This is a genomic window from Nostoc sp. 'Peltigera membranacea cyanobiont' 232, assembly GCF_002245985.1.
Classification (GTDB): domain Bacteria; phylum Cyanobacteriota; class Cyanobacteriia; order Cyanobacteriales; family Nostocaceae; genus Nostoc.
Genome location: NZ_NOLK01000064.1, coordinates 16,603 through 28,252, shown reverse-complemented (window position 1 = coordinate 28,252; position 11,650 = coordinate 16,603). Strand labels below are relative to the sequence as shown.

5 protein-coding genes are annotated in these 11,650 nt (G+C 41.0%); 3 read left to right on the top strand and 2 right to left on the bottom strand.

Translation table 11 applies throughout. The annotated features are described in order from the left end of the window. Positions 1-391: 391 nt before the first annotated feature. On the bottom strand, positions 392-895 hold the full coding sequence (locus CDG79_RS20920) for a 2TM domain-containing protein (RefSeq protein ID WP_094343836.1): 504 nt from the start codon (positions 893-895) through the stop codon (positions 392-394). Between the two features lie 363 nt (positions 896-1,258). Between CDG79_RS20920 and CDG79_RS20915 the strand changes: the two genes are divergently transcribed. Then, entirely contained in the window at positions 1,259-1,975 is a 717-nt protein-coding gene (locus CDG79_RS20915; protein ID WP_094343835.1) for an ROK family protein, read from the top strand. 391 nt (positions 1,976-2,366) lie between these two features. On the opposite strand, the gene pbpC is transcribed toward CDG79_RS20915, so the two are convergent. After that, the gene (gene pbpC, locus CDG79_RS20910) at positions 2,367-4,727 is read right to left on the bottom strand and encodes a penicillin-binding protein 1C (protein ID WP_094343834.1); all 2,361 of its coding nucleotides are present in this window, start codon (positions 4,725-4,727) and stop codon (positions 2,367-2,369) included. A 530-nt stretch (positions 4,728-5,257) separates the two neighbouring features. On the opposite strand from pbpC, the gene CDG79_RS20905 reads away from it, so the two are divergent. Together CDG79_RS20905 and CDG79_RS20900 are read left to right on the top strand one after the other, a co-directional pair. Then, positions 5,258-10,936: an alpha-2-macroglobulin family protein gene (locus tag CDG79_RS20905; protein WP_189525069.1), complete on the top strand. Its 5,679-nt coding sequence runs from the start codon at positions 5,258-5,260 to the stop codon at positions 10,934-10,936. Between the two features lie 62 nt (positions 10,937-10,998). Next, positions 10,999-11,640: a DUF4232 domain-containing protein gene (locus tag CDG79_RS20900; protein WP_094343833.1), complete on the top strand. Its 642-nt coding sequence runs from the start codon at positions 10,999-11,001 to the stop codon at positions 11,638-11,640. Positions 11,641-11,650: the final 10 nt, after the last annotated feature.

The following is an 11,650-nucleotide window of genomic DNA, read 5'->3' as shown; positions in this document are numbered from 1 at the left end:
CTGTTGCCCCCACAATAGCAATAGAAGCGACAACACCCCGCAATGCGATTGCACCGATGACGCTCACATTCCGACCTCGTTGTTGAGGACGAGTCCCATAAGCTCTTTGTCCTGATAGGGCCCGTCCCAATACTTCTCGGGTTTTGGGGAAAAGGGGAAAGGGAAAAGGGAAAGAAAAAACCTTTAACCCTTACCCTTTACCCTTTTCCCCAAACCCGATTCCGAGTTAAAAATGCTTAACCGAGCAGTATTGGGGCAGATTTAGTGTAGAGATTATTTTAAAACTTCAAAAGCCCTACCATTAAGCAATTTCAGCAGTCCAAACTCCCACTCGCGGGGTTTTTCTTGGAATTAGTGATATCTATGACGAGCTTATACGCAAGCAAATCTACTAAGCCTGTAATGCCTTAAACCACTTATTCAAAACGCTGCTAATGGTTTTCTTAATCTCATGCTTACGATTCCACTTCTGGAATGCCATTTCATACTCTTCACCTTTGACTTGAAAGGTATTCCAGACATCCAACCCTACAGGTAATCCGCAAAATAGCAAAATGTATAGCGACCAAGAAATTCCACCACCAGTAATTAAATCAAGCAGTATAAAAAAGCCATTAAGGATTGCGTAATTCCCTAAACGTTTCTGAAATCTTCTGATGCGGTAAGTGTCAAAAGCTTTTCGTTGTTGAACTTGACCTTGTTGTACTAGCCAATCGCGTTCTGCTAATTTTAAAGAATCAGGTGAAATTTCTAACTCGGCAGCAATTTCTAATATATGCTCGTAAGAAAATTCTGTATCTTTGTCATTAGCTTGACGAGCGATCGCTAAGTGCAGAATTTGGTGTACATCTTCTTGGCTATAAGAGCGGATGCTTTGAGGTTCAAACGCCGTCATAATTCTTTCTCTTAATATTACTTTTAATAGAAATTTGCTGCCCGATAGATTTTAAGCAGCTACGCCAGTACTCTTTCTATTATCTCTACATTAGCAAATCTGAATGTTGTCGCGCGTCTAAATGTATTGGATTTTTAACTTTGCTCGGATCTACTCAGGACTCAGCAATACTAAACTGTGGTTGTCGATAGGTGTAAATATCTTGAATAACTTGCACCTAAGCTACAGGTAACTTACCAGCATTGGGCATTGCTTATTTCTCCCCCACTCCCCTCAATATAAAGACTCTCCAAACATCCGATCCTATTGGGATGCAGCAGAGCATAATAACGAAAGAACAAGCATTAATAAGGATGTAACCCAATGGTTGAAGAAAATGGATCGATTCGTACCCTATCGGTTGATATTGGTGGTAGTGGCGTTAAAGCTATGGTTTTAGATATTACGGGGACTCCTGTAACAGAAAGAGCGCGTTTAGATACACCTCAACCTGCTACACCGGAGGTTGTAATTAATGCAATTGTTGTCTTAGCTGCGGCTCAAGGTGAATTTCATCGCGTTTCGGTCGGTTTTCCTGGTGTGGTGCGGTGTGGAGTCACAGAAACGGCGGTAAACTTACATCCAGATTGGATTGGATTTGATTTGGAAACAGCATTATTAAAACATTTAAATAAACCTGTACGGGTGATTAATGATGCAGACATGCAGGGGTTGGGTGCGATCGCAGGTAAAGGTGTAGAACTGGTGATTACTCTGGGTACAGGGTTTGGTTCGGCTTTATTTGCAGACGGAAAGCTAGTACCAAATATGGAAATGGGGCATCATCCGTTTCGCAAAGGAGAGACTTTTGAGCAGCAGTTAGGGCGTGCAGAGTTAGAAAAAATTGGTGATAAAAGATGGAATAGGCGTTTAGAAAAGGCGATCGCATCCTTGCAACATCTGTTCAATTATGATTACCTTTACATTGGCGGCGGTGAAGCTGTCAGAGTGAATTTCCAGTTACCGTTAAATGTGAAACTCATCCCCAATATCACTGGTTTATTAGGCGGTATTGCTTTGTGGCGAGATGAAAAAAGGTAAAAAGTTTTTCTAAGTAATGTCTCCCACAGGCTTACATATAGACGGTGCTGCGGGAAGCCACTCCGTGTCTATGCGTCCTTAGCGATAGTCTGCGGTAAGCCGCTTTGTACCTACGTTAAAAAAAATTGAATTTGGCAAATAGTTTTAGCCTTAACTCAACTGTATTGCCCTATAATTTTGGAATATCAGGAAGTCTACGCCTGTGGTCAAGCTTACATTAATTGCTGGAACAGATATATTATTTGTGGTCACACCTTTGACATAATCTTGCAATATCTTTGTCAATAGAATCTGTAATAGTTAGCTCATCAAACTGTTTAACGGAACTAGGCAGGCAATCCCTGCCTTTTTTATTCAATGTCCTCCAGTACTGCATTCTCTTGCTATTTAATTATGGGCGATTTCCCTTTACCTGAGAATTACTAAGAGAAAAACCTCGACGCGTAGGTTTAATACTAGCTAATTCCACCTGAAAACTTACCTTGTCGGTCATTTCCCCGCTTCTTGCTTCCAAAGTCCACTTACCCGAACGCAAATTCCAAAATAAAGAATTAGCTGAGTTTGTATCTAACTTTTCGCCATTTAGCCACCATTCAACAGGCATAGATTTATTTCCCGCTAGCTTAAATTCGAGTTTTTGCTTCGCTTCTTCACCTGGATATAGTAAGAATAAATCGCCATTATGGGGAGATAAAATTCTGAAATTGTTAGAAACAAAACTTGATTGCTGTTGTTTTGCCAACCACTCATTATACTCTGGTGGTAAATTAAATTGATTGTCACCTTCGTAGGCAATTTTATCTTCTGGGTAGAAATATTCCTGCACCACTGAGGTACAATTTGGTGTCGGTCGCAACCCCGAAATCGCACAAATAGGTAATTGCACTAAACCTTCTGGAGATGGAAAAGCTGCTGGTTCTTGACGTTCGTGCAGGTGTAACATAATCCGATTCCACAAAGGTGCAGCCCCTGTCACACCTGAAACTTGTCGCATCGGTTCGCCGTTGAAATTGCCTACCCAAGTAGCAACGGTGTAATCAGTAGTGAAGCCAACTGTCCAAGTATCCCGAAAATTGGAAGAAGTGCCAGTTTTAACAGCAACAGGAAAAGGCAAATTTAACACAGAGTCTACACCAAAGGCTGTTGCACGAGCATGATTATCACTGAGTATGTTAGTAATTAATTGCCATATCGTCGTTGAATTTTGAATTTTACATCTTACATTTGGTGCGTTTTCAGCGCAACTTGGATTTTGAATTGGGGAATCGGAAAATGTGCTGACTATTGGGGTAGCATCTCCAAGTCGTGCTATGGTCAGGTAGGCACGGGCTAATTCCCATAAACTGACTTCGCCACTACCCAGAGTCAAACCCAAACCATAATGTTCTGGGCTTTGATTGAGGTGTTCAAATCCGAGTTGATGCAGTCGTTCTAAGAAAGTTTCCACACCTACTTTCTCTAATACCCTCACTGCGGGTACATTCAACGAATTTGCTAAAGCTATTCGCACCCGCACAGGGCCAAGAAAGCGTTCGGTGTAATCGGTTGGGCTATAAAGTCTCGCACCGGGAATTGCATAACGGGCGGGCACATCTGCCAAAATTGTATTTGGGCGAATTAAGCCTTTTTCTAAAGCTAATTCATACACAAAAGGCTTGAGGGTAGAACCTGGTTGACGTAGCGCCTGCACTCCATCATTGCGTCCTAATTTGGCTTCGTTAAAGTAATCAGGCGAACCGACATAAGCCAATACTTCACCAGTGTGGTTATCAATCACCAACGTAGCTGCATCATGAACATTATTAGTGGCTAGGGAAGAAATCACCTGTTGTACCTGTGCTTCGACAAACTGCTGTAAAGGGCGATTTATAGTCGTGCGGATGGGGAAATTTTCTGCTGTTTGCGCCTTATCAAACTGATTGGCTAACCAAAATAAAAAGTGTGGTGCGGCGATAATTCCCTGTGGGCGGGACTGAAACACAACTTTTTCGGTGTGTGTTCGGGCTGCGTAGCTTGCCGCCGTAGGCATCGCCTCATTTAGATACCCTTCCTGTACCATCCGATTAAGGACGTATTTTTGTCGCTGCTTTAACCGTTCCCAATGTTCATAAGGGTTAAAGTATGTGGGATTATTGGGAATAGCAGCCAACAAACTAGCTTGGGCAAGATTTAACTCACTAGCTGGTATGGAAAAATAAGTCTGCGCGGCTGCTTCCACACCATATATATTTCCTCCCATTGGCAGCCGATTAATATATGCAGAGAGAATTTCATCTTTATTCATCCCTGCTGCTAACCGCCAAGATAGCCAAATCTCACTCAGTTTACCAGAGAAACTGCGAGGCACAGGATCTAACATCCGCGCCAACTGCATAGTAATAGTAGAAGCGCCGGAAACAATTCGTTTGGCGTGCATTGCTTCTTTGCCGGCGCGGATAACAGCTTTCATATCCAACGCCCCATGATGGTAAAAGCTGCCATCTTCGGCGGCTAAAATGGCATGGATAAATTGGGGCGAAACTTGATTTAGCGAGACTACTGATGTATGTTCTTGGTCACGGGTGAGCAATGTTCCTAATGGTAAACCATTGCGATCGCTAAATTGCATTGCCAGTTGATTTTGGGCAATATCTGCGGCCCGAACGGGTGCAAAATAAGGTACTAAGCGGATAATTAGGCAGATTACCAGCACAGCGAGGAAAAATTTGCTACCGTGCTTAAATTGGAGTAGCGATCGTAAAATTAGTTTCATCAGGGAATCCCTGCCCAAGAAAACCTACCTTAATTTTGACGCAGCGATTACATCTACATCAGCAAATATGTCAAATCCTTAATAATTTATTTTAAATCACTTAGCAGATGGGAATTAATATTTGCAGAACTCAAATACTTATTAATAGTTAAGAATTGTAGTGATTTTTCGGAACAATCACAGGGGATTGGTTATCTATGTAAATAAACATAGTTAAATGCAAAATCTTGGTAAAAAATAGTTGCCTGAGATCCTTTATTTAGTCTTAGCATTACCAACTCAATGAGGTAATACAAACTTTTACTTGTTATAATTTGTGATTTTTTTATTTTGAATTCCTAAAAAATATGATTAAAAAATTTTTACTCCGTTCCTACCATAAAATTCTCTATTTCTTCCTTCGCGTCCTTCGCGGTAGCCTGCGGCAAGCCGTTCGCGTAGCGTCTCGTAGAGAAGCGTCTACGTTAAAAAAAATTACCCATTCCTCACGCCAGAAAAGAAGAATACAGTTTATTCTTCTCTTTACATTCATGCTAGCGATGACAGGGTGTAATTTTTTTAGTATCAACTCAACTAAAGAACAACTCCCAGTAGTATCCCCACTCACACCACCAAAATTACCAGACTGGATTGAACAAATAAGTCCCATTGGCGATGCCAAACCTCTCAACCAAATCCGCATCCGTTTTAAAGAAGCTTTAATCCCAGTTGAAAGTCTCGACAGTCCAGAACAGCAAAAATTATTAGAAAAATTTGCACTTTGGCCGCCTTTACCCGGTCAATTTCGCTTTTTGACACCGCGCATGGTGGGTTTTCAAGCTGAAAAAGCATTGCCAATAGCCACAAGATTTCAAGTCACTCTCAAAGCAGGTTTAGCCGACTTAAAAAATCATCGACTAGACAAAGATTTACCGTGGACTTTCAACACCGAATCTATCAATCTAACTAATTTACCCGGTGTCAATCCCATTGAGAAGGGTGATATCGAACCAATTGATTTACAACAAAAGCTACAATTTACTTCCAATGTAGAATTAAATTTAGCTTCTGTACAAGAACATTTACAGTTAATTCCTCAAGGACAAAACAAGGGTGTCGGCTTCAAAGTCGAATTAAACAAAGAAGAAAAACCAGTAAAAAATGAAGAAGATCCTTTAGAAAAATTTGACCCTTCAGCCCGCAATTTGATTTATAACCTTATCCCACAGCAAAATCTCGAAAAAGCAACCCCTTATCGCCTAGTCTTTTCTCCTGGAATACTCCCTGCTTATGGTAATCTCCCTACAGAGAAAGAATTTGCCAGTAAGTTAGTAACTTATTCGCCTTTGGCATTCCAGAAAATTAATTTTTACGGACAGCCAGATTCAGGTGGAACTTTTGGACGATTTATTAAAGGCAGTCCTCAGCTAGAATTTAATAACGTTTTACTGGCAGATTCAGCCAAAGAAAGTATTACTATTAATCCAGCACCAAAAGACATTTCGAGAATCCTCCAAATAAATGATGAAGATAAAATTGTCGGCATCAATCCTTATGCACTAGAACCTGCCAAAACTTATACAATTACTATTGGCGGAAATCTCAAAGATAAGTTTGGACAGACTTTGGGTAAACCTGTAACGCTTAAATATGATACTGGAGATTTAGCCGGGGATATCTGGGTACCATCAGATTTGAACATTTTCCCGACAGATAAAAATTTGCAGCTAAATATTACTACAGGAAATCTCCCAGAATCTAAATACAAAGCAGCTTATCGAGCAGTTAAACCAACAGATTTAGTTTATTTTAATAATAGTAATGATTTATTACCCCAACCATCTGATTGGCAAAGCTTTAAGGTATCGGGTAAGAAAAATCAATCAGTCGATATTGCTGTTCCTCTGCGGGAAAAAATAAGTGCAGCAACAGGAATGTTAGCTTATGGAGTGCAAGCCCGTACTAATAAATATCAGGAAAATGGAAAGGAACTGTGGCGAGAACCTACCACTTATGGCTTAGTTGAATTGACGAATTTGGGCGTATTTACTCAATGGTTCCCTGAGTCAGGCTTAATTCGCGTCAATCATCTGACAGATGGTTCGCCAGTTCAAGCGGCAACTGTGGAAATTTATCAATCAAAATTACAAGCAAAATCTCGCCCCGAACCGGTACCTTGTGCAACTGGTAAAACTGATGAAAATGGAATTTTTAGAATTGTTCGTGAACGATTACAGCAATGTTATTCTGGCAATGAAAGTTCTAGTAAATCACCACAATTATTAGTAATTGCCCGTGAGAATCAAGATTGGGCATTCGCTAGAACCGAAGAATATAGCGGTGTTTATGGCTACGGGATTGATGCAGGTTGGCAAGATGGTAAGCCAGAATCACGCGGGATAATTTTTTCAGACAGACAGTTATATCAACCAGGTGAAAAAGCTTGGTTAACTGGGTTTGCTGGCTTCTTGCAAAATGGCACAATTCAGCAAGATAAAAATGCCGTTTACCAATTAACTTTGGTAAATCCTGATGGACAAAAGACCAACTTAGGTACACAAACTACAAATGAATTTGGCACGTTTTCTCTGGAATTGCCAATTAAAACTACTCAGCGCTTAGGCTACCATACAATCCAGGCTAAGGGTAAAAATGGACAAGAACTTTCTGGTGAATTTCGGGTAGCTGAGTTTAAGCCACCGAACTTTAAAGTCGAACTCAACCTAGATAAAGAGTTTGCTTATATTGACGATAAAGTTGATATTAATGCTACCAGTAATTATTTATTTGGTGCGCCTGTAGAAGGTGGAGAAGCAAAATATTTTATTACTCGCCAACAGGCTAATTTTATTCCCAAAGGTTGGGACGAATTTACTTTTGGTCGGCAATGGCTATGGCCGGAAGAATCTCCTAGTATATCTAGTGATGTGTTACAAACTAATGCCCAGCTAGATGCTAATGGTAAAAGTAGTCAAACTGTGAGTGTGGCTAATGATTTGCCATATCCTATGACTTACCAAGTAGATGTGCAAGTTGCAGATGTTTCTAATTTATCTGTAGCGAATTCCAAAACTTTTACAGCCTTACCAAGTAATCGTCTAATTGGGTTAAAAAGTAATTTTATTACTGATGCGGGTAAGGCTTTCCCTATTGATGTGGTTGTTACCGACCCTACAGGAAAAGCGATAACAGGTCAACGAGTGCGCCTGGAATTACAAGAGATTAAATATAGTAGCGTCACCGAATTAGTTGAAGGTAGCCGAACGCCAAAAAATCAAGTTGAATATAAAACAGTCGGACAAGCAGAAATTACATCTGCTAGCAATCCACAATCGGTAAGTTTGACAGCACCAGAATCTGGTTCATACCGAATTAGAGTTAATTTTAGTGATGCCAAATCCGAATTAAGTGCCACAGATTTACAAATTTGGGCAACTGGAGAAAATCCAGTTTTTTGGGGTTCCAAAGAAAAAGATGTCTTAGAGGTTAAGCTAGATAAAAAAGAGTTTAAACCTGGTGAAACTGCTACTGTACTAATTCAATCTCCCTATCCAGATGCAGAATTGTACTTTGCTGTGATTAAAGACAAACCTCTTTATCAGCAGATTACCAAAGTTCAGGGAGGCACACCACAAATTCAGTTTAAAGTTACACCAGAAATGCTACCAAATGCAGCCATTGAAGCTGTATTAGTCAGACAAGGTAAACCTATAAGCCAAGTAGAAGCAGGAAGTTTAGATAACTTGGTGAAGATTGGTTTTACTCCTTTTAAAGTTAACTTAGAAGATAAGTATTTAAAACTGCAAGTTAAGCCAGTGCAAGCATCATTAGAACCTGGTGCAGAAGAAACGGTACAACTAGAACTAAAGGATAATCAAGGTAATCCTAGCAAAGGACAGTTTACAGTCATGGTGGTAAATGAAGCGGTGTTACAACTTTCTGGTTATCGCCCGCCAGATTTGGTAGATACAGTTTATGCAGAACAGACAATATCTACCCGCTTTAGTGATAATCGCCCAGATGTTATATTACAAGCACAAGATGTAGCTAAACCCAAAGGTTGGGGTTATGGTGGTGGTTTCTCAACTGGTGCAGCAAATACTCGCACTCGCACCGATTTTAAAGCCTTAGCTTACTACAACGGTTCTATCCTCACCGATGCTAACGGTAATGCACAGATAACTTTTAAACTCCCGGATGACTTAACTACATGGCGAGTTATGGCTGTGGCCACCGATGGAAATCTGCGTTTCGGGAATGGAGACGCGACGTTTATCACCACCAAGCCACTACTAACTAATGCCATTTTGCCACAATTTGCCCGTCCAGGCGATCGCATCCTTGCCGGTTTATCCGTCACCAACAACACCGGGAATCCAGGAAATCTCTCAATAAATGGCGAACTTAGCGGTAATGTCAAGTTTGCTGACAAAAACCCCACAACTACTACTTTGCAAACCAAAGCTGAATCTGCAACTCATGCTTATCGCTTTCCCATGCTGGCGGATAGCGTCGGAGTCGGTAAAGTTCGCTTTACCACTCAGCTAAATGGTACAGCCGCAGATGCTTTTGAAGTACCTTTGGAAATTAAGCCAGTTGAAATTACAGAACAAGTTGTCGAATCCGGTGTAACTGAAAAAGAGATAAAGATTCCTTTGAATGTTGATAAAAATACCTTCCCTGATGCGGGAGGTTTAGATATTCAGTTGGCGAGTACTTTGATACCGGAGATTCAAGCACCAGCAAAGCAGGTTTTAGAAGATAATGATTTGCCGTTTACAGAACCGGCGGCAAGTCAGTTACTAATTGCTGCTAATCTGCAAACTATCACCCAAAAATATGGTCAAACATTTGTAGAATTTAATCCTAGCCAACAGGCAAATAAAGCTATTGAAAAATTACAAAAACTTCAAATCGCCGATGGTGGTTTTGCTGCTTTCCCCGGACAAGAAAAATCCGACCCTTGGGTTTCTTCTTATGCGGGTGAATCTTTGGCTAAAGCCAGTCAGGTATTCCCTAATTTAGCCGATTCTGCAATGCTGTCTCGCCTGAAAGCTTATTTGCAAAAAGTTCTAGCGAATCCTGGAGAATACGATTTTTGCAAACAACTACTCTGTAAAAGACAACTGCAAATTAACGCTTTAATCGCCCTGGCAGAATTGGGAGATAAACGCAATACTTTCCTCGCAGATATTAATGAACAGCGCAATAATTTTGATGTAGTAACTCAAATTAAACTAGCACGATACTTATCTCAATTCCCAGAATGGCAAAATGAATCTCAACAATTAGTAAACAAGCTGCAACAGAATATCTATGAAACTGGCCGCACAGCAGTTGTAAGTTTACCCAGCAGTTGGGGATGGATGAGTTCATCTACGACAACGCAAGCGCAAGCTTTACGTTTATTTATTGCCAAGCAGAGTAAACCCGAAGTTATAGATAAGTTATTCCAAAGTCTTCTCGCACTGCGACGGGATGGCACATGGCAAACTAACTATAATAATGCCCAAGCGTTAACAGCTTTGGTAGATTATAGTCAACTACAATCAACACCACCGAATTTTGTTGCTACTGTGCAATTAGCTGGTAATAAGTTGGGAGAAAATCACTTTGATGGATACAAAAATCCTAGCTTACAGCTAAATGTGCCGATGAATAAATTACCTCGCGGTCGTAATGATTTAACACTACAAAAATCAGGTAATGGGACTTTGCACTATCTGGTTGCTTATAATTATCGCTTGCAAGGAAATCAACCAGGTAGATTTAACGGTATACGCATAACACGAGACATTAGTCAAGTAAATGAAGAGAAAGTTTTACAAAAAACCGGGATTTACGCTTTCGATAAACCCTTGACTTTAGCCTCTGGACAGGTGTTTGATATTGGTTTAGAAATCATCGCCGATCATGCTGTAGATCATCTGGTGATAAAAGATCCACTACCATCGGGTTTTGAGGTGGTGGATGCAAGTTTTCAAACTACCACGGCTGCATTACAAGCAAAAGCCGATAGCTGGGAACTTGGGTTTAAGAATGTGTACCGCGATCGCATTATCGCCTACGCCGACCACCTGGAACCAGGAGTTTATAGTCTCCACTACTTAGTTCGTTCTGTTACTCCGGGGACATTTTCTTGGCCTGGTGCAGAAGTTCACCTGCAATATGCACCAGAAGAATTTGGGCGCACAGCTGAGTCTACATTGGTGGTTGAGGATAAGTCGTGAATTTGGAAACTTATACTGTATATGAAGCATCAATGTAAGTAATTCACTACAAAAAAAGAGATATGCGAATTCTAATTATGGAAAGCAGTATGTTGTTGCTCCTGACTGCGATAACAACTGGCTGTGTCAGTTCTCCCTCTGTTACCAAACAGACGCAAGCCTTACCAGCAATCACTGAACAGCCCACGAAAGAAGCTGCGTTGACCTCAACACCTACACCGACTGGAAAAACTACAGACAACTCTACCCCTGAAGCCACTACTGTCACAAATCCGCCGCGCTGTGAAACCAACCAATTGTCAGTCCGCCGAGTCTCCGAAGATGCTGGTGTTGGGAATGTTGCCCTCACTTATGCCTTCACCAATAATGCCTCATCCCCTTGCACCCTCTACGGTTATCCAGGATTGGCACTACTGGATGCAAAAGGCCAACCTTTGGAAGGGGTTAAAGTTATCCGTTCCAAGGACACTTACTTTTCAAGTAAGCAACCTCGACAACAAGTAACTCTAGCTCCTGGAAAACAAGCCTCATTTCAGTTAGCATACAACCACATTAGTTCGCCACAGCAAAACTGCCCAATCTCTAGTAAGATTGAAATCACGCCTCCTAATGCTTACCAGCACTTGACCGTCACACAAGAAATCAAGCCTTGTACAGGCAAAGTCAGAGTGACTCCGGTGCAAGCTGTTACCACTCAACCCTAGTAAATTTATG

Excerpts from the sequence above, each read along its gene's own strand:
- CDG79_RS20900 (WP_094343833.1), top strand. The coding sequence starts at position 10,999 with ATGCGAATTCTAATTATGGAAAGCAGTATGTTGTTGCTCCTGACTGCG.
- CDG79_RS20915 (WP_094343835.1), top strand. The coding sequence starts at position 1,259 with ATGGTTGAAGAAAATGGATCGATTCGTACCCTATCGGTTGATATTGGT.
- CDG79_RS20905 (WP_189525069.1), top strand. The coding sequence starts at position 5,258 with ATGCTAGCGATGACAGGGTGTAATTTTTTTAGTATCAACTCAACTAAA.
- CDG79_RS20920 (WP_094343836.1), bottom strand. The coding sequence starts at position 895 with ATGACGGCGTTTGAACCTCAAAGCATCCGCTCTTATAGCCAAGAAGAT.
- pbpC (WP_094343834.1), bottom strand. The coding sequence starts at position 4,727 with ATGAAACTAATTTTACGATCGCTACTCCAATTTAAGCACGGTAGCAAA.